Origin of the sequence: Caballeronia sp. BR00000012568055, assembly GCF_029439455.1 — a bacterium.
Lineage (GTDB): Bacteria > Pseudomonadota > Gammaproteobacteria > Burkholderiales > Burkholderiaceae > Caballeronia.
In genome coordinates this window covers 36,567-56,192 of sequence record NZ_JAQFVG010000346.1, presented here as the reverse complement: position 1 = coordinate 56,192, position 19,626 = coordinate 36,567, and the positions used below count along the sequence as shown (strand labels likewise).

Below are 19,626 nucleotides of genomic sequence, written 5' to 3'. Positions count from 1 at the left end.
AACGGTAATTCCATGTAATCCGCGAATTCATATTGTCCGGGGCGGTACGCCATTAAAATTTTGAGATGACTACTTCGGTTCTCCTTGTCGATGACGATCCCGTGGTGCGCGACCTGCTGCGCCACTTCTTCCGCGAGCATGGCATGCACGTGTCGGTGCTGCACGACGGCAGCGGCCTGATGCAGCGGCTCGAACTCGAACGCCCGTCCATTGTGGTGCTCGACATCATGATGCCGAACACCGATGGCCTGCGCGCGCTGCGCGATCTGCGCGCGAGCGGCGACGATATGCCGGTGATCTTTCTGACCGCGTGCGGCAGCGTGAACGACAAGATCGCGGGCCTCGAATGCGGCGCGGACGATTATCTGGCGAAGCCCTTCGATCCGCGTGAATTGCTGGCGCGCATCGAAACGGTGCTTCGGCGTCGTGCTTCCGCGCCGAGCCGGCCGGAGCGTTGCGCGCGCGAACGCGTCGGCAAGTTCGAAATCGATTTCGTATCGCGTTCGCTGATTCGCGATGGCGAACGGATCGCGTTGCGTGACAGCGAATTTGCGTTGCTTAAAATATTCGTCAGGCATCCGTACAAAATTCTCTCGCGCGTGTTGATCCACGATTTATTGCGCGGCGATGAACTCGCGTTCCGCGATCGCGGACTCGATGTGCCGATCTGGCGTCTGCGCCGTATCATCGAAGACGATCCTTCCAATCCGCGTCATGTTCAGACCGTGCGCGGGCAGGGCTATGTATTCGTGCCGGACATGGACGGCGCGATGTTCGACTCGCGCGTCGCCTGAAGCGTGGGCGCGGTGATCATATGGCTGCGCCGTCGCGTGGCGGGACTCTTCAACACGCTGTTCGGGCGCATGGCGTTGATATCGGTGATTGCGCTGTTGCTGGTGCAGTTCGGATGGTTCGCAATCCTGTCGAGTCAGGGCAAACGCAACGAAGCCGATGGCTACGCACGCGGCTTGCTGCTCGTGCTGGCCGCCGCACAAAGCGATGTCACGCTCGACGGCCGCCTGGCGCGCGCGATGCACGTGCATATCGTGCCGGTGTGGAACATGCCGAAGCCGGTCGATCTGCGCGAGCCGGAAGGCACGCGTCACGCGCATCTCGCGCAGCAGATTGCGGAAGGCTTGCCGCCCGGCACGCGCATCAATGTCGATACGGATGCAAACGGCTTTTCGCGTTTGTGGGTGCGTTATCCGTCGAGCAATTTCTGGATCGTCACGCCCATTCATTTGCCGCCGCCCGCGCCGTTCGTGCCGGAATCCATCGTGATGTTGCTGGGTGCGGTGCTGCTCTCGCTGATCGCGAGCTGGCAGTTGCAGCGTCCGCTTGCGCGCGTGGCGCATGCTGCACGGCGTTTTGGTGATGGCGAGCGTCCCGTTCCCGTCGATGAACAAGGTCCGCGCGAATTGCGCGAACTGATCGGCGCGTTCAATCAGATGATGCGCCGCGTCTCCGATGCCGAAGATGACAAGACGGTGATGCTCGCGGGTATCGCGCATGATCTGAAGGCGCCGCTCACGCGCATGCGTTTGCGCGCCACTGTGTCCGATAGCGGCGTGATGCACGCGCGTGGCGACTCGTTGCGCGATATCGATTCTCTGACGCGCATCGTTCAGCAGTTTCTGGAATTCGCCGCACGCGCACCGGGCGATGGCGCGCAAAGCGGCGTCGATCACTTTATCGCGGAACAGTTTCCCGCGCCAGAAGACGGTGGCGATGCGTTGTTCCTGCTTTCACTGAACGCAGGCGATGCGTTGATGCTGCCGCGCACGTTTATCGACCGGCTGATGACGAATCTCGTCGATAACGCGCTGGAGCATGGGGAACCGCCGGTTGAAATCCGCACAGCGCGTTCGGGAGATGATTGGCATATCGAAGTAAGAGATCATGGACCGGGCATACCGGATGAACGTATCGCCGACGCGATGCGTCCGTTCGTGCGGCTCGATCCCGCGCGTAGCGGCGATGGTCATTGCGGTCTGGGACTGGCGATCGTCGCGCGGCTCGCACGCGAACAGAACGGTCGATGCGAAGTGGCGAACGCGGAAGGCGGCGGGCTGATCGTGCGGATCGTGATTCCGGTGCAGCGCATGCGCGCGCGTGTGATCGAAGTGCAGGAGCTGCACGAAGCATGATGTCGCTATCACCTTCATTTTCGCGGCGGCGATTTTTGCGCGGTACGGCGGGCGCGACGCTGTTTTCATCGGGCATTGGCGCGAGTTTGTTGACGGCGTGCGGCGGCGGCAATGATGTGCCGGTTGCCTTGGCAGAAGCGCCGCGCTTGACATCGATAGAAAATTTCCGCGATATGGCCGGCATGGGCGATGCCTATCCGACCGCCGGCGGACGTCGATTGCGACGCGGCATGTTCTATCGTTCAGGCGCATTGACCGCAAGCGATGCGGATCTCGCCGCACTCTCACGCCTGTCGATTCGCGTCGTACACGATCTGCGCGCGGTGAGCGAAGCGGCGCTCGCGCCCGACCGCTTGCCCGATGGCGCGACGCGCGAAACGCACGAGATCGCACGCATCGATACGGATACCGTAACGTTGTCCGATGCCACCGACGCCCGCGCATGGATGATCGACCGGCAACGCCGCATGATCACCGATCCGGCCGCGTGTCGTGAGTTCGGCGCGGTGCTGACGCAGCTTGCGCGCAAGGCGGGGCCGCAAGTGGTGCATGGCGCGACGGGGAAGGATCGAACGGGCTGGGTTGCTGCGTTGGTCCTCGCCATTGCCGATGTGCCGCTCGATGTCATTATTCAGGATTATCTGGCGACGAATGTCGCGGCGCAGGCGCAGATCAGCGCGCGCGTGGCGGCGCATGCTTCGCGGTTCAACGTGTCTCAGGCCGCGGTGATGCCGCTTTATCAGGCGCAAAGCGCTGTGATCGAAGCCGCGTTCGATGAGATGCAGAAACGGTTTGGAACCCTGAATGAATATCTTGCGCGCGGGTTGGGCGTGGCGCAGGATGATGTGGAGATGGTTAGGGTTAAGTGGGTGGTGTAGCGGGCACGAAAAAAAACTCGCCCACGGCCACCCGTGCGCGAGCCAAGACGAGGAAGCTGCAAACATCGACTTCAGCTTAGCACTCCCTCACCAGACACCACTCCCCAAGAAAGAGAAAGAAAGCCATTACAAGGTCCGCGCGACGACCATCTTTGCGATAAGCGCATCGACTTTTTGCTTGGCGCTGGCGAACCGATCGGTATTCAAATTCCCCGTTTCATAGCGCGCCGTGACGATCACTTGCCCTTGTCGCAGCAACGTCAGATCGATTGCCGATAGATACGCGACCGGACTTTCGCTGAAAGCGCGCTCACCCCACGTCGTGGTCGCTGAATAGACGAGCATCGCTTCGCAGCCGGGCGGCGACGTGCCGGGGTTATAGACCATCGAACTGACGCCGCGCCGCTGCAAAGCAAGCTGCAACGACGGTAAGAAATCACCCGGCGCCACCGTCTGATTCAACTCGATACAAACCGATTGCAAGGACGTAGGCGCGCCCGTCACGAACGTAGGCGAAGAAAATTTCGATGCGACCGTCATGCCCGCCTGCACCATCGAACCGGCGGCATCGGCGGCGGTGATAAGTGTCCATGTGCAGCCGGACAGCATGCCCAAACAAGCGATCAGTGCGATGGCGAAGCGGCGCATGTTCGGCTTCTTATCGCACGATACGCAGTCGCAAGGCGCTCGGACCGTCGAGCGTTGCGGTCAGGCTGATCGCGCGTTTATTGGCTGCATCGCGTACGCTGAAGTGCTGGCGTGTCGCCGTGTTGATGTCGTGGCGCACGTCGGGAAAGCACGCGGCGATATCCGCGCCGAGTTCCTGAAGCGGATCGGCCACCACGCCGTCCGGGCCCCAGTGCGCTTGCCAGTGGCAATCGTAGATATGCGTGCTGCCACGGCACGTGCCTTGTCCCGGCGAACCCGCAGGCAGAAGCGGCGTGCTTTTGGCGAGCGTATCGAACGAAGGCGTGGCGACGATGGTTTTCAACGCGCCGCACCAGTCCGGCAAATCTTCCGCCGATGCATGAAACGCGGGCAATAGAGTAATGGCGGCAACGAATGCACGCACATAAAGCTTCTTTCGACGATGAGTTTGAACTTGCATGACCTGACTAAGTAACGATGAAGGTGGGTGCGCTTGAATAAGGCTCAGCGCACATCGTCATAATCGCTCAGGGAGCGCCGGATCAAAGCGTCAAGCAGGTTTGCAAGTCTCGAAGTTATTGCAAAATCTTATCGAACGTTACTCAGCGAAAAATCATACGAATAACGAAATAATCTTGCCGATCGTCACCGCTGCGGCGATCACCTTGCCTGCGGTGTAGAACTGGTTGGTATCGGTTTGCTCAGCGTTGGGATCGTCGAGGCCAAGCGCGCCGCATACAAATGATTTGGCCGGCGATGCGCTGTCGTTGGCAGGCTGAGCCGTGTCCGCATCGGAGTTTGCATCCGCAGACGCCGCTTGCGTCTTCGAAACGGCCGGTGCGTCAGGCACATAAGCGGAAGAAGTCGAACTGCCGATCTGCATCGTATGCCTCGTCGCAAAAAGGAAAAGCCTGTCGGCGAAGCTGAAGTAACGGCGCGGTCTTCAGGTGCTTGAGTCTGTCGATCCTTCCCAATACTTACATGCACAGCACGCAAACGAAATCGCTCGTATCTTCTCCCGCAAGCGCAACGAAGCGTCCGCGGCAGCAATCGCAGATATTGAGGCGCAGCACGCCTGCATCGAATAAACGCGGCAGCGTCCAGGCGCGCGTGAAAGAAAGCACGATCTCTTCGTCATGCGCCTTCAATGTTTCGGAGTACAACTGATAACTTTTGATGAGCGCGTTCAGCGTCGCGCGGCGATCGTCGTCCGGCATAAAGCTGCGGACTTTGCGATAGATCGAATGAAACAGCGATGAATGGATATTCGGCTGCGTGGTCAAAAACCAATCGGCGGATGATGAGAGCATGCCTTTGGGCGGCGAAGCGCCCGTGATTTCCCGATACAGCTTGACGATACGTTCGCGCGACAAGCTCGTTTCCGCTTCGAGCAACTGCAAACGCGCGCCCAAGCGAATCAGCGCTTCCGCAAGCCTGATTTCGCGCACTTCGGCAATCACGCTCTTGCCCGCGACAGGCACGCGCGCGCGTTCATTCACGACATCCGCGAACACGGTTCCTCCGCCAGCACGATAGCCGCATGCAGCGGCGCATGTCGATCGCCTTCGATCAACGAGGACAGCACCGTGAGCTTATCGAGGCGAAGATGCCAGATAAGCTCGCTCGAATCGGCGATGCGCCGCGTTTGCGCAGGCGTCAGCGCGGACAGAATTTCCGCGAGCGATGCCGACAGATTGAGCCGATACATCGCGGCGACGCGGTCTTCTTCGAGCAGACGGCGCGCCAGCAGCAGATACGCAAGGTTGAGTTCGCGGATCTGCGTAAGGCTTTCTAGTCCGTTAAACATGATGTTTTCTTCGATACGTCAGTGAATAGACGGGCGCATCGTCTCTCGCACGATACGCCCGTCCATTGCTCACAGAGCCACGGCAAAAGTCACAGTGCTAATCAAAATCAGAAGCGGTGACGCAGGCCCACTGTCGCCGATACCTGGCTGTTCGACGACGACGCCGACAAGCCGTTGATCGCCGCCGTGATGCCGGAATTGCCGACATCGCTCACGTGCTGATACACGCCTTCCAGATACACGTCGGTACGCTTGGAGAGCGCATACGCGGTCTGCAAACTGAACTGATTCCACTTCGGATCGACGCCCTTCAACTGGCCATCCGTGTACGTGTACGCGCCCGACAAGGATAGCGCAGGCGTCAGGTTGTATCGACCGTTCAGTTCGTAGTTGGTGAAGCGTGCGCTGCCACCGTTCAACGTAATGCCGCTTGTCGTACCCGATGCCGATGCGCCGATACCCGTCGCGCCGTCGAGTCGCGTTTGCGTGAACACGAAGCCCGCCTGCGCCGGTCCGAACGCGTAGCTCACGCCCGCGCCGAAGGTGCGCTGGCGGCTTGCGCTGAAGGTGGCGTCGTCGCTGACTGCGCCGCTGGAGTTGAGCGTCGCGCCCGCGTTGTTCAACTGCATGTAGCTGGCCGCCACGTTCAACGGGCCATAGTTATACGATGCACCGACGCTGTACGCGCGATTGGTGGCGAAGCCGCCGGCATCGTTCGAGAAGCCATAGAGGCCGCCGAACTTGAAGCCGCCGTAGTTCACGCTCTGGTACTTGACCGAATTGCTGACGCGGAATGAGTTGTCGAGGTTGTCGTTATCGAACGGATGCGCGGCTTGCGTGCCGCCGTAGGTCGTGCCGGTCAGCGCCAGCGGGCCGAGATAATCGACCACTGAGTCGTATTGACGGCCGAGCGTCAGCGCGCCGAAGCGGTCGCTCGACAGACCGACGAAAGCCTGACGGCCGAACTCGCGGCTGTTCTGCCCGAGCTTGCCGGTATCGATATTGAAGCCGTTTTCCAGCGTGAAGATCGCCTTCAGGCCGCCGCCGAGATCTTCCGCGCCACGCAGTCCCCAGCGGCTGCCGTTGACCGAGCCGCTCGTCGCCTGGAAGTTGTGCGAGCCGCCCTGATTGTTGGTGTAGGTCAGGCCCGCGTCGATCAGGCCGTAAAGCGTGACGCTGCTTTGTGCGTGCGCCGCGCCCGCGACGGTGCCGAGCACGGTCATCGCCAAGAAAGATTTCTTCACTGTGTTTCTCCAAGATAGCTTATGGGTCAGCCGAGGTGCGCGGGGCATGACGCCCCGCGCGAGCCGGCTGTCCGATGGATCGTTCGACGGAGCGCATCCAAGGGACGGGCGGATTACAGCACGCCCGTTGCGGCGATCTTTTTCACGCGGGTTACGGATTGTTGCGAGGCATGCGCGATGCGACCGCGCGAAGACCGTGCGCTGGCGCGCAGGGCAGAAACACGCTGATTACGCGGTGTAATTTCCGGGGAGAGCCGGAAAGAAGGATGTGGCCGCCGCGCGACACGGCGAGGCCAAAATGAAACAGCAAGTCAGACGTAATTTCTCACTGCTAGGATGGCGCCTCCGTTCATCTCAAAAATCGAAACGCACATGAAAAAGGCTGTCCTCGCCGTTCTGGCTGCTGGCGTCACGCTGTTCGCCGTTGCTCCTGCTTTCGCAGCGCCGCCGCATCATCATCATCATCAGGTGTGCCACAAGGTGCGCGTTCACCATCATTGGGAACGCCGCTGCCATTAAGCGTGATCTCTCGCGGACCTGAAGAACAGACTCAAGGCGCAATGGCCGCAGCCACTTCATTGTCCCAATAACTGGGCATCGCCTTATACGGGTTATTTCCTTTGAGGTCCGTGATAAATACGCTACCCGCGCCATGCGTTTTAGCGTATTGCACGACGCCCGGCATTTGCGCGGCAGTCGTGTTCAGCACCATATGCACGAAGCGGCTTTTCGGATAAGCCGCCTGCCAGCTCGCGGGCTGGTATTTCGCATAATTCTTGTAGTTGTCCTCGAAGACCACGAACTGATCGGCAGTCGGCAGGCTGGCGTAAAGCTCGGGCATATTCGCGCCCGGATTGGCCATGACCGAATACGTCGATTTCAATCCCTTGATGTAGTTATAGATCGATTGGTAAAACTGAATGTGCGAGGTGGTGCTGTCGGACGTCATTTCGTCGATAAAGAAGCCATCGACCTGATAGAACGCCGTGTACTTGTTGATGTCCGCCGCTACGGCCGACAGCGAGCGCTTGCCGTATTGCGTCGAGATATAGCCGATCACCTTCGCGCCCGACGCGTGCAGTTTCGTGACGATCGCGGTGAAATTCGCGTCCTGATACGTGCCGGGACCATCGTTCGGATTGAGGATGGCGGTGGTCGATACTTTCTTCGCCGTCGAGATGAGGGTGTTCCACTTGGCCGTGTCGCCGGTGGAATTGAAGTACGAGGGCACGGTGACACTCAGTGCCGTACTTGCTGCCGTGCTCGCCGCGTTTGCCGTGAAGCTCATGGAACACGCCACCATGCCGGCGATCGCGCCGACGACACCCATCAATCTGTTGATCTGCATTCCGCCTCCTGACGCGATGCCTTCACATCGCCGTCGATTGGCCTGCCACGGATGCGGCAGGCAACTGGCAAGCTCTCGCGTTTTCGGAGAGAGCCCCTATAGCTTTGCGTCGCCGGATCGCTCCGGGTTTGCCCTAGCGTATTAACGGCGGCCTAAAGAAGTTCTTTAGGCTTTTTGGAAATTTTCCAACAAAAGCCAAAACCGTTTGATGAAAGCCCCTTAAGCCTTTGCAAGCGAAAACGTTTGCTCGAGCGCGCAAACGTTTTCCGATTAAAGGTCGCGATTCTTTTACCGATAAGCAAACAAGCGGTTAATTGCAACGGTTTAAGCGTGCTTGAGAGGCCAGTTTTCATGTGCTATTGTCCAGCCCGCTTAACATGAAACAAATAAAAAGTCTGTATCGCATCGAGCGCTCAAGCCTTAGCGGGCTTAAAGCGGCGCTAAAGAAAAATGCTTGGGACGGACATGTTTATTAAGCGAGCGGACCTTTTTTCGGACGAGGAAAAATCCCGCCGCTTGCACTAAGAAGAAACGGGGAAAAGTTGTGGCAATGAAGAAGTCGTCCCGCATGCGTGCCGTTGAAGTGCGTAGCGCAATGACCGGGCGTGCTGGCGAACGCACCATCTCGCGCACGCTGATTGCAGTCCTGCTCGGCGCGTCGGGTGTGACGCCGCTGACTACGCCGCTCGTCTCGCGTGCCGATGCAACGCCCGCCGCATTATCCGCGCGCGCCGCCGCGAACCTGCCGAATATCGCTTTCTTCGATCGCGCCAACGTGCCCGTCGATCAGCTTCAGGCCTTCGATGCCGTCGTGATCGATCCTTCCACCGGCTTCGATCCTTCCGCGCATCCGCTTGCGCACACCACGTGGATCGCCCGCACGACGGGTATCGAATCGATCGAGTCGCTGTGGATGCGCGGTTATCGCGGCTTCCTGCTCGATACCGCCGACACCATTGCCGCCGCACCGCGCATTCTCGCCGCGCATCCGGATGCGCGTCTTGTCGCAGCCGGTCCGGACGCCATTCAATACGCGCTGCCCGTGGCGAAATCGTTGTACGCGGTGGTCGGCGAATCACTCGTGCGCGGTCTCGATTCCAGCGGCCAACTCATCGATATAGCCGATGCCGCGCGCACGCAGCGCATCGCGCAGGCGCGCGAGTTCACGCAGCAAAGCGGCGTGCCGGTCGTATCGATCGACTATTGCGGGCGCACCGACCGCCAATGCGCACGCGATACCGCCGCGCGCGTGGTCGCCGCAGGCATGCTGCCGTACGTGACGGACAAGGCGCGCGATATCGTCGGGATCGGCAAGATCGAGGTGTTGCCGCGCAAGGTGTTGGTGGTGCAGGACCGCGATATGACGCAGCCGCTCGATATGAGCCCCGGCGTGCGCGACCTCGCCACGCCGCTCAACTATATGGGCTACGACGTCGAATACGCCGACTTCTCGCAGGCGCTGCCCGACAACATCACGCCGGATCGTTATGCCGGTGTGGTCGCCTGGATTCAGCGCGGCGCGGTGCCGGATTCGCAAACCTGGCAACGCTGGATCACCGCGCGCATGTCGGATCATGTGCCGGTCGCGTTCCTCGGTGAGTTCGGTTTCGATGCAGTGGGTTCGGCCGCCGCGCTCGGTCTGCAAGCCGTGGAAGGCACGCCGTCCACGCCTGTGAACGTGGTCCAGCGCGATCCGATGATCGGCTTCGAAATCAATCCGAAGCCCGAGCCGCGCGATCTGCTCGGCGTGCGCGTGGGCGCAGGCGGTCAGCCGCTGCTGCGGGTATCGGCGAACGGGACGTTGCTGGATCAGGTCGGGCTGACGGCGTGGGGCGGCTACGCGCTGAGTCCTTACACCGTCGTATCGCTCGATACCATCGAGCAGCAACGCTGGGCTATTCAGCCGATGTCCTTCCTCAAGGCGGCGCTGCATCTGCAAGACATGCCGTCGCCCAGCGTCACGACCGAAAACGGCCGGCGTCTGTTTATGTCGCATGTGGATGGCGACGGCTTCGCTTCGCGCGCGGAATTCCCCGGTCCTGACTTCTCGGGCGAAGCGCTCTACGAGCAGATCTTCACCCGCTATCAGGTGCCGATGACGCTGTCCGTGATCGAAGGCGAAGTCGGTGCGGCTGGCTTGCACAAGGACATCTCGCCGCGTCTGGAAGCGATTGCGCGCAAGATGTTCGCGCTGCCGCATGTCGAGATCGGCACGCACACGTATTCGCATCCGTTCCAGTGGGAACAGGTCGATGACAAGACCGGCAAGATGGTCGATCGCGGCGGCGGTGACGCGGCGTTCTCGCTGAATATTCCCGGCTACAAATTCAATATCGACCGCGAAATCACCGGATCGATCGACTATATCAACACGCGGCTCGCGCCTCCGGGCAAGAAGGTCGTTCTGCTGCAATGGTCGGGTGACTGCCAGCCGCCGGCCTTCGTGATCCGCAAGGTCTACGAAGCGGGCGTCTATAACTTCAATGGCGGCGATACCGTCATCACCAAGGCCGACAACAGCTGGACCGTGATCGCGCCGATCGGCGTGGACAAGGGACCGGGCGCGTATCAGGTCTATGCGCCCAATCAGGACGAGAACGTCTATACGAACGACTGGCAAGGTCCGTTCTACGGCTTCAATCGCGTGCTCGAAACCTTCGACATGACCGAGCGTCCGTTGCGCTTCAAGCCGATCGACGTCTACTACCACATGTACAGCGGCACCAAGGTGGCCTCGCTGCGCGCACTCGATCAGATTTTCTCGGCGACGCTCAAGCAGCCGGTGCTGCCGGTGTATGTCAGCGAGTACATCCGCAAGGTGCTCGACTGGCGCAAGTTCGCGGTGGCGAAGGAGGTCGGACCGCAGGCGCGCGACTGGATCGTGCGTGGCGATGGCGAAGTGCGCGAATTGCACTGGCCGAAGGTGGCGAAGCCTTCGCTCGATGGCGCATCGGGCGTGACGGGTTTCGCGGGCGGTCCGGATGGCACGTATATCCATATCGATAACGGCAACGCGCGGTTTTCGATCGGTGGCGGCGCGGGCGCGTTGCCGTATATCGGCGAGGCGAACGGCTTCGTGCGCAACTTCAAACGTATGCCGCAGGGCATGCGCTTCGAGTTCGCGGGCCACTATCAGCCGTTCGTGAAGCTGGCGAGTGCGCAGCAATGCCGCGTCAGCGTGAACGGTCAGCGCGTCACGACAAGGCGTGACGGCGATTTCCTGCGTTTCGATGCATCGGCCGATCTCGGGCAGACGCTGAACTACAAGTCCGTCGAGGTCGTCTGTGATCGCTAATCGTCCTCGTATCGCGCCGAACTGGCTGGTCTTCGTGCTCGCGGGCGTGGTGCTCGCGGCGCTCTGGTTCATGCATCCGCGCGGCGGATTGAAAAGCCGCATGACATCGACGGATGCGCCCAGCGAATTGAGCGTCGCGTATCTCGAAGCGTGGCTGCGCGTGCAACCCGACAACACGGAAATTCTCTCGCAGCTCGGCTCGCAATATCTGCGGCTCGGACGCGATGAAGACGCGGGCCGTATCGCCACGCGCATGGAAGCGACCAACGACGCGCAATTGCGCCGCTCGGCGCTGCTGCTGCGTTTGACCGTGGCGACGCGCGAAGCCTTCGCGCTGCCCGAGAACGATCCGGGCCGCGATGCCGCATTGGCTCGCGTGCGCGAAAAGCTCGCCAACGCGGCCACGCTGCAATGGCCGAATGCCGACCTTCAGGCGCTCGCCGAACAAGCTGCCGCCGTCAACGCGCAGCAGCTCGCCGGGCAACTGTATGCGCGTCTCGCGGCGCAGGATACGGCGCAGCAATCGCGCTGGAATCGTGAAGTGGTGCGCTTCGCGATGTATGGCGGCGACTATCGCGGCGCGGCCAATGGCTGGTTCCGTCTTCAGGCCGACGCCAAGACTTTCGATGCGCAGCGCACGTGCTTTATCAACGGCATTCGCGCTTTGCAGTCGGGCAACTTGCTCGACGATGCACTCGCCGCAGCAAAAGAACATGGCGGCGCGTTCGCGCATGATCGGCAGACGTTGGTGGTGCTGCTGAATCTGGCGCGCGCGGCACGGCGTCCCGAACTCGTCGATCGCTATGCGAAGGCGCTGGCGGGCTATGCGCAGGCGCAGCCTGACGCGCAGAACGAGCGCGGAGCAATGCGCCTCGCCAGCTTCGCCTATATGGACGGTCCGCAGCCGATGCGCGTAAGCACGGGCATGCGCGGCGTGCATATCGTGCGCGTGGCGGCGTCGGCATCGAACAAGGCCGCAGACAACGCAGCGGCGGACGATGTGCCCGACCTCGTGTTCAAATCCTTCGTCGAATCGAACGATCTGAACAACGCGCAGCGCGTGGCGACCGAGCAAGTCGAAAAGAATCCGACTTCGCCTTTGTGGACCAAACGTCTCGCGCAGGTGGCGGAATGGAATCACGCCGGTCCGCTGGCATTGAAGATGTGGCTGGCGTACGCGCAGGCATCGCATGATCCGGAAGGCTGGAAAAACGTCATGCGCCTCGCGCCGATGCTCAACGACGATCAGGCCTATGTCGCGGCGCTGGTTCAGGCGTCGAATGCATCGCCGGGTGATTTGAAGCTGATCGACAAGGTGATCGCCGCGTACGAACGTCTCGGCTTGCCCGACGAAGCACTGGCGTTCCTGCGCTCGCGCGATCGCAAGTCGGAAGCCGAAGCGATCGACTGGCGCATCGGCCAGTTGGCGGAGCGCGCCGGGCACGACGACGAAGCGCTGGAGATGTATCGAAAGCTGAGTCAGGCGCATCCGGCCAACACGCGTTATGCGCTGCTGGGCGCAAGCATGGCGTACCGGCATGGCGACTATCAGCGCGCGCTCGATGTGCTGCTCGCCACGCGTCAGTACGCGAAGGACGACGATGTCGCGTTCTGGCGCAACACCGCGCAGCTCGCGCGTCTGCTCCAGCGCGACGATATCGCCAACGACGCCTACAAGCATCTGCTCGCGAGCGGCAAGGCCGAGCCGGAAGATCTGGGCGCGATGACGTACTTCTATATCGCCTATCCGATCGATGCAGCGCGTACCGCCGAATTGCAGTATCGCCGCGATCACTCGCTGCGTGCCTTGCAGAACGCCGTTCACTATTACGTCGATGCCGAGCAGTACGATCGCGTCGAAGCTTTGCTCGCGAGTCTCACGCCCGAGCAACGCAGCGCAGCCGAAAACGATCCGGCGTTTCTGCGCGAGCGCGCCGAGTTCTACCGGCAGACGAGCCGTCCGACGGAAGCCATCGCCGATCTCGAACGTGGCGTGAAGTTGCCGGGCGCATCGCTGGATCTGCGCGTGGCGTTGCTGTGGACGCTGGTCGATTACGGCACCGATGCGCAATTGCACGAAGCCATCGCACCGTGGCGCGATCAGACCGCGCGCGAAGCGCCGTTGTGGGGCGCGCTTGCCGCCGCGCTGATGCGCCTCGATCGCCCGGAAGCGGCGCTCAAATATCTGCGCTTGCAGGCAGCGTCGATGTCGCGCGATCCGCTGTGGCAACTCACGTATGCCGAAGCGCAGGAAATGGCCGGCCGTATCGATCTCGCCTGGTCCATCCGCCGCAATGTCTGGCGTCAGATGCAGCAAGAAGAAGCGGCGATCCGCGCGGGCGGCGCCGAAGGCAACAAGGTGCTGCGCACGCGTGCCACGCAAGGCACCGATGGCCGCGAGCAGTTGCTGGGCCGCCGCGTGACGCTATCGGCGATTTTCGAGAACGGCGACGTGTCAAAAGCATTTCTGAACGATCTGCTCGAACGCGATGCCGGCCGTCGCGATGACAACCAAACGCTGCGCACTTTGCTCGGCGACACGAAAGGCGTGCCGCCCGTGCAGACCGCGAAGGTCAAGTCGCAGGATCTGACTTCGGCGGTCGCGCGCGATGTGGCGTTGGCATGGGCCGTATCGCACGAGGCGAATCCGCTGGCGAAGCGCTGGCTCGCGCGGCAGTACGCGAACACGCTGGTGCAGCCGTCCGAGCAGTTGATCGCGATTGCGCTCGCCGACAACGACAAGCCCGCGATGGAACGTCTGCTCGACGAGCAAGGCCGCCGTCTGCCGATCTACAACCGTATCGATGCGCTGGTGGCGGTGGATCGTCCGCGCGCGGCGCAGCAGGTCGCGTTCGAAGGGCTGGAGGCCGCGCCGGACAATTCGGAACTGCACGGGCGTCTGGTGGAAACCTCGCTCGACTGGCCGCAAATGCTGCACGCCAGCGTCGATAGCTTCGTCGCGCATCCACTCGATTACATCGAACAGGCGCTGTCGGGCAGTCTCAAGCTCGGCGATCACTACATGATCGGCGTGAACGGTCTGCAACGCTTCCAGCATTCGACCGATCAGACGCAGCTCACCAACGTGCCTTCGGTGGATCGTTCGGTCGATTTCTTTGCACGCCGTCAGACCTACGACACCGCGTTTCAGGTGAGCGCGGGCCGTCGCGAAGCGCTCGACAGCTTCTATACCTTCGGGCTGGACGCGGAGTGGGGCCGCAATTCGCCGCTGCAACTCGGTTTGAAGGCAGGACGCAATCAGACCGCGCGCGAGTCGCAGGCGCTGATGGTCGGCGGCATGAAGGACAACGTGATCGGCACGCTGACGTATCGCATGACGCAGCATTTCTATGCGTCGGGCAGCGTGGAGGCGGACCGCTTCTATAGCCAGGCGCGCAATTACCTCGGCAGCGGCGTGCTGACGAGCGGTGAAATCGGCTATCGGATTCGCACGGGTTATCCGGACTACACGGTTCGGCTGATTGGCGCGCGCGGCGCGTACGGCGCCAGCGGCAGCGCGGACGGTCTGATCTCGCGTCTGATTCCCGAGGCAGCCGGTCCCGCCACCGCCGATACCTTCATGCCGCAGACCTACGCGCAATACGGCCTGTTCTTCGGCTTCGGCAACGATCTGATCGATCAGTACACGCACGCATGGCGTCCCTTCTTCGATGTGGGCGTGCTGCACGACTCGAATCAGGGCTGGGGTCCGAATGTGAGTCTGGGTCTGGCGGGCACGGTATTCGGTGGCGATCACGCATCGATCTATTTTTCGCACTCGCGCGTTTCGCGCATCGGCACGCCGGTGACGCAGATCGGCGCGCGCTATAGCTGGTTCTATTGATACGGTTCAGAGGAGCACGAACAACATGTACAACATCAAACGACTGGCGCGCACGAGCGCCTGGTGTATCGCGGCAACGGCGCTGACGCTCGCAGTGAGCGCGTGCAGCACGGTGCGTCAGACGTCCGGTCCCACGCTTGCGCGCGGCGACAAGATCGCGGTGGTGTCGATCGCCAATTACACGGAAACGCCGGACGCGGGCCACAGCGCCGAGTCGATCGCGGCGAACGCGTTGCGCGCGGGCGGCATCAGCGACGTGCGTGTCGCGCCGGCCGAAACCAACCGCAACGCCCTGTTCGATACCGCCCAACGCGGCGACGGCGAGAAGTCGCTCGAATGGGCGCGCGCGCAGAACGCGCGTTATGTGCTGACCGGCGCGGTGGAAGAGTGGCGCTACAAGACCGGCGTGGATGGCGAGCCGGTCGTCGGCGTGACCTTCGAACTGATCGATGTATCGAACGGTGCGGTGGTGTGGAGCGCAACCGGCTCGCGCACGGGCTGGAGCCGCTCGGGTCTGTCGAACGTGGCGACCTCGCTGATCGGCAATGTGCTGTCGCCGCTGAGCGCGCAGAAGTAAGTATTCAAGGACGGATGGCTTGCAGCCGACATACCGGTTGCGAGCCAGGAATCAAATCAGCAGAACGAGCAGAAAAAGGAAAAGGCCGTGAATACCGCAGCCGTCGAAAACAATTCGGGCGTTTCCAAGCGCCATGCGCAGCCGTTCGGCGATCTCGGACGCGTGCGCCGCTTTCTCGCGCCCGCGGTGGCGCGGCCTTTCGCGATCGTCGAATCGGTCGTGATGATGGTGCTGGTGCTGGCCATCGCGCGCTGGATTCAGCCTGACGATCCGCTGTTGTTGCGCGCGGGCTTTCCGTGGCTGTGGCTGGCCTCGCTGATCGTGGCGCTGCGTTATGGCAGTCTGCTCGGTTTGCTGTCGGGCGCGATCGTGCTGATTGCGTGGTCCACGCTGTATTCGCATGTGGCGTTTCCGGCGCTGTATTTCGCGGGCGGGCTGATTCAGACCATCATCGCCGGGCATTTCGGCGATACGTGGGGCAGCCGCGCGGCGCGGGCATCGTCGCTGAACGATTATCTGAACGACCGGCTGGTGGCGCTGACCAACAGCCACTATCTGCTGCGTTTGTCGCACGAGCGGCTTGAGAAAGACTTGCTCTCGCGTCCGACCACGCTGCGCGATTCGATCACCGAACTGCGCCGCCTGTCGCTCGAAGGCGATGCGGCCAAGGGCGATGAACTCGCGCGCAGTGCGCCCGGCCTGCTCGAGTTCGTCGCGCAAGCGTGTCAGATCGAAGTCGCGGCGTTGTATCCGGTGCGCGATGGCAAGCCGGGCAAGCAGGCCATCGCTCGCATTGGCGATAGCTTCGAACTCGCCGCACACGATGAACTTGTCACGCACGCCATCAACACGATGAGCGTGGCGCATCTGAAGAACTCGGACAATGTCGCGCCGGTCAGCGAATACCTCGTCTGCGCGCCGCTCGTTTCCGCCGATGGCGAATTGCGCGCGCTGCTGGTCATCAAGCGCATGCCGTTCCTGTCGCTCAATTTCGACAATCTGCAATTGCTGCTGGTGTTGCTCGGCTATTACGCCGATGGCGTCGAGCACTCGTCGTTCGTGCAGCGCATCCTCGATGCCGTGCCCGGATGCCCGCATGAATTCGCGCTCGATCTGAGCCGTCTGTCGCGCCTGCAACGTCAGTCGGGCGTCGCTTCGTCGATGGTCGCGCTCGTATTCCCGCGCGATGAAGCCGGCGATTCGCTGTTCGAACATGTGATCCGCCGCCGCCGCGCACTCGATGTGATGTGGCCGGTGCAAACCGCGCGCCAGTCGGTGCTGCTGAACCTGATGCCCGCGACGGACACGACCGGTATCGACGGCTATCTGGCGCGGATCGAAGCGAGCCTGACGGCGCAGTTCAACACGGACCTGGAGCGCGCACGTATCGGCGTTCATACGCTGCATCTCGATGGCGGCGAACCCGGCGCGGCGCTCACGCGTCTTCTCAAGCGAAGCGGCCTCGATGTCTAAGACTCTCGTTCTTCTCATCGGCTTGCTGGCGGCTGTCGTCGGCGCGATCGTCCAGTACGAGGCGATAGAAAGCCTGTTTCAGCCCGCAGGCAACGTCGATCCGCTGCTGCGTTTTCTGGCGTGGCAGGCGGTCGCGGGCTTCGCTGAATCGATCACGTTCCGTTCGTGGCTGCCGGAGCCGTATCGCAAGCCGCGCGTCGTCTCGATGCTGCTGATGTGGCTGTTCTGCACCTTCGTGCCAGTGTTCGGCGGCGTGGTCGTGCTGGTGAGCTGTCTGTGGGCGCGGGTTTTTCCTGCTGCAAAAGAAAGCGATCAGCTCGACGATGTGCCCGGTCCCAAGTTCGTCACGTATCTCGTTTCGCGTGTATCGCACGGTGGCGGCGCGCGTTTGCAGGCGCGGCTGGCGAACACGAAGGTGGCATCGACGGATCGTCTGTCTGCATTGGTAGCAATCCAAAATATGCCGACGCGCACCACCGGCACGCTGCTGCGCGATCTGCTTGCCGATCCGCTCGAAGATATTCGCCTGATTGCGTACGGCACGCTGGATCATGCCGAAAACGAGATCATGCAAAAGATCTTCAAGACCAGCAAAGCGCTCGAAAGCACCGGCAACGACGCGGAACGTCATGCGCTGAATCGTATGTTGGCCGAACTGTATTTCGAACTGGTTTATCAGAATCTCGTGCAGGGCGCGGTCTACAAACACACGCTCGAACAAGCGGACCGTTACGCACAAGTCGCGCTCGAAACCGATTCATCCGATGCCGCCCTGTGGTTGATTCGCGGCCGTCTCGCGCTCGCCAACGGCAAGCCCGACGATGCGCACGCGCATATCAACCGCGCGCTCGATCTCGGCTTCCCGCGCGAACGTCTGGTCCCGTGGCTCGCGGAAGCGGCCTTCCTGCGCGGTGAATATTCGCGCGTGTCGCAATTGCTCGCGTCACTGGGCAATGCCGCGTCTTTGCCGACGCTCAATCCGGCTGTGAAGTACTGGTCATGATGAAAGAACTCCCCAACCTTCGCGCATCCGATGCCGACGTTTGCCTCTTGTTGGAAGGCACGTTCCCGTTCGTGCGCGGCGGTGTATCGAGCTGGGTCAACGAGATGATTCGCTCGTACCCGGACACGCGCTTTGCGATTGTTTTTATCGGCAGCCGCAAAGAGGATTACAACGGCGTGGCGTATGCGTTGCCGGACAACGTGGTGCATATCGAAACGCACTATCTGTACGAGAACGTAGTCGCTGACTTCAGCCCGCGCGCGGTGGATGGCGACGTCGCCGCGTTCGTGCGTTCGCAGCAATTGCACGATGCCTTGCGTGACCCGCGCAGCGGCCGCGACGCAGGCGCTTTGCTCGCCGAAATGATTCCGATGCTCGGCGCAAACGGCGCGCTGAACGAGGAGCAATTCCTGACTAGTCGCGCGGCGTGGCACACGATTGCCGATCAATACGAAAAGTACTGCACGGACCCGTCTTTCACGGACTATTTCTGGACCGTGCGCATCATGCACAAGCCGCTGTGGCAGCTTGCGCGTGTCGCGGAGAATTTGATTCCGGCGAAGGTGTATCACACGGTGTCCACCGGATATGGCGGCTTTTTGGGCGCGCTGATGCACTATCGCACCGGACGTCCGCTGCTGATTTCCGAGCACGGCATCTACACGAAAGAACGCAAGATCGATCTGCTGCAAAGCCAGTGGATTCGCGATAACCGTGGCGTGTTCGAACGTGATATCTCGCGCGTGAGCTACTTCCGCGAACTGTGGGTGCGCTTCTTCGAAGCCATCGGCAAGCTCGCTTACGACGCAGCCGACGATATTATCGCGTTGTACGAAGCAAATCGTCTGCGTCAGGTGACGGACGGTGCGCGCGCCGAGCGTACGGCGTGCATTCCGAATGGTATCGACGTGGACAGGCTCGCGCCGCTCGTCGATGAACGCAAGCCCCGCAAGAACAAAGTGGTCGGGTTGATCGGCCGCGTGGTGCCGATCAAGGACATCAAGACTTTTATTCGCGCGATCTTTATTGCATCGCGTTCCATGCCGGATCTCGAAGGTTGGATCATCGGGCCGGAAGAGGAAGATCCCGCGTATGCGCTCGAATGCCGTGCGCTGGTGGAAAGTCTCGGGCTGTCGCGCAATTTGAAGTTCCTGGGCTTTCAGCGTATCGACGAGATGATGCCGCAGCTCGATGTGATCGCGTTGACATCGATCAGCGAGGCGTTGCCGCTGGTCGTGCTCGAAGGTTTTGCAGCAGGCGTGCCTTCGATTACGACGGACGTGGGTTCGTGCCGCCAGTTGATCGAAGGCGTGGACGAAGAAGACCGCGCGTTGGGATCAGCTGGCAGCGTCGTGCAGCTTG

General features: G+C 61.4%; 17 protein-coding genes and 1 riboswitch. Of the genes, 10 read left to right on the top strand and 7 right to left on the bottom strand.

What is annotated here, in order from left to right:
- Positions 1-65 precede the first annotated feature (65 nt).
- From P7F28_RS30195 to P7F28_RS30185, 3 genes are all read left to right on the top strand, one after another.
- Positions 66-794: a response regulator gene (locus P7F28_RS30195; protein ID WP_277188753.1), complete on the top strand. Its 729-nt coding sequence runs from the start codon at positions 66-68 to the stop codon at positions 792-794.
- A 69-nt stretch (positions 795-863) separates the two neighbouring features.
- Entirely contained in the window at positions 864-2,147 is a 1,284-nt protein-coding gene (locus tag P7F28_RS30190; RefSeq protein WP_277188780.1) for an ATP-binding protein, read from the top strand.
- On the top strand, positions 2,144-3,025 hold the full coding sequence (locus P7F28_RS30185; protein WP_277188752.1) for a tyrosine-protein phosphatase: 882 nt from the start codon (positions 2,144-2,146) through the stop codon (positions 3,023-3,025). The genes P7F28_RS30190 and P7F28_RS30185 overlap by 4 nt, the downstream gene beginning before the upstream one ends.
- Before the next feature lie 126 nt (positions 3,026-3,151).
- On the opposite strand, the gene P7F28_RS30180 is transcribed toward P7F28_RS30185, so the two are convergent.
- From P7F28_RS30180 to P7F28_RS30155, 6 genes are all read right to left on the bottom strand, one after another.
- Positions 3,152-3,673: a hypothetical protein gene (locus P7F28_RS30180; protein WP_277188750.1), complete on the bottom strand. Its 522-nt coding sequence runs from the start codon at positions 3,671-3,673 to the stop codon at positions 3,152-3,154.
- A gap of 10 nt (positions 3,674-3,683) precedes the next feature.
- Positions 3,684-4,097, bottom strand: a complete 414-nt coding sequence (locus tag P7F28_RS30175) for a hypothetical protein (RefSeq protein WP_277188748.1) — start codon at positions 4,095-4,097, stop codon at positions 3,684-3,686.
- A gap of 189 nt (positions 4,098-4,286) precedes the next feature.
- On the bottom strand, positions 4,287-4,556 hold the full coding sequence (locus tag P7F28_RS30170) for a hypothetical protein (RefSeq protein ID WP_277188746.1): 270 nt from the start codon (positions 4,554-4,556) through the stop codon (positions 4,287-4,289).
- A 94-nt stretch (positions 4,557-4,650) separates the two neighbouring features.
- Positions 4,651-5,187 carry a FlhC family transcriptional regulator gene (locus P7F28_RS30165; protein ID WP_277188744.1) on the bottom strand — a complete coding sequence of 179 codons (537 nt, stop codon included), beginning with the start codon at positions 5,185-5,187 and terminating at the stop codon, positions 4,651-4,653.
- A complete protein-coding gene (locus P7F28_RS30160) occupies positions 5,169-5,480 on the bottom strand; it encodes a flagellar transcriptional regulator FlhD (protein WP_277188742.1) in 312 nt (103 codons plus the stop codon). Before P7F28_RS30160 ends, P7F28_RS30165 begins: the two co-directional genes overlap by 19 nt.
- Before the next feature lie 107 nt (positions 5,481-5,587).
- Positions 5,588-6,703, bottom strand: coding sequence for a porin (locus P7F28_RS30155; RefSeq protein ID WP_277188778.1), 1,116 nt, complete (start codon positions 6,701-6,703; stop codon positions 5,588-5,590).
- Between the two features lie 393 nt (positions 6,704-7,096).
- Here P7F28_RS30155 and P7F28_RS30150 point away from each other — a divergent pair, with 393 nt between their 5' ends.
- A complete protein-coding gene (locus P7F28_RS30150; RefSeq protein ID WP_277188741.1) occupies positions 7,097-7,243 on the top strand; it encodes a hypothetical protein in 147 nt (48 codons plus the stop codon).
- Between the two features lie 31 nt (positions 7,244-7,274).
- On the opposite strand, the gene P7F28_RS30145 is transcribed toward P7F28_RS30150, so the two are convergent.
- A complete protein-coding gene (locus P7F28_RS30145) occupies positions 7,275-8,072 on the bottom strand; it encodes a spherulation-specific family 4 protein (protein ID WP_277188739.1) in 798 nt (265 codons plus the stop codon).
- A gap of 56 nt (positions 8,073-8,128) precedes the next feature.
- A riboswitch (cyclic di-GMP riboswitch) is annotated at positions 8,129-8,215 on the bottom strand.
- A 425-nt stretch (positions 8,216-8,640) separates the two neighbouring features.
- On the opposite strand from P7F28_RS30145, the gene P7F28_RS30140 reads away from it, so the two are divergent.
- From P7F28_RS30140 to pelF, 6 genes are all read left to right on the top strand, one after another.
- Positions 8,641-11,367 (top strand): sugar ABC transporter, encoded by a 2,727-nt coding sequence (locus P7F28_RS30140; RefSeq protein ID WP_277188737.1) that lies wholly within the window; start codon positions 8,641-8,643, stop codon positions 11,365-11,367.
- Positions 11,357-15,211 carry a tetratricopeptide repeat protein gene (locus tag P7F28_RS30135; protein WP_277188735.1) on the top strand — a complete coding sequence of 1,285 codons (3,855 nt, stop codon included), beginning with the start codon at positions 11,357-11,359 and terminating at the stop codon, positions 15,209-15,211. Before P7F28_RS30140 ends, P7F28_RS30135 begins: the two co-directional genes overlap by 11 nt.
- 25 nt (positions 15,212-15,236) lie before the next feature.
- Positions 15,237-15,788 carry a penicillin-binding protein activator LpoB gene (locus P7F28_RS30130; RefSeq protein WP_277188733.1) on the top strand — a complete coding sequence of 184 codons (552 nt, stop codon included), beginning with the start codon at positions 15,237-15,239 and terminating at the stop codon, positions 15,786-15,788.
- A gap of 87 nt (positions 15,789-15,875) precedes the next feature.
- A complete protein-coding gene (locus P7F28_RS30125; RefSeq protein ID WP_277188732.1) occupies positions 15,876-17,261 on the top strand; it encodes a PelD GGDEF domain-containing protein in 1,386 nt (461 codons plus the stop codon).
- Entirely contained in the window at positions 17,254-18,264 is a 1,011-nt protein-coding gene (locus P7F28_RS30120; RefSeq protein WP_277188731.1) for a hypothetical protein, read from the top strand. Before P7F28_RS30125 ends, P7F28_RS30120 begins: the two co-directional genes overlap by 8 nt.
- Positions 18,261-19,626 (top strand): GT4 family glycosyltransferase PelF (gene pelF, locus P7F28_RS30115; protein WP_277188729.1); only part of this gene is annotated, 1,366 nt, incomplete at its 3' end. The genes P7F28_RS30120 and pelF, both read left to right, overlap by 4 nt.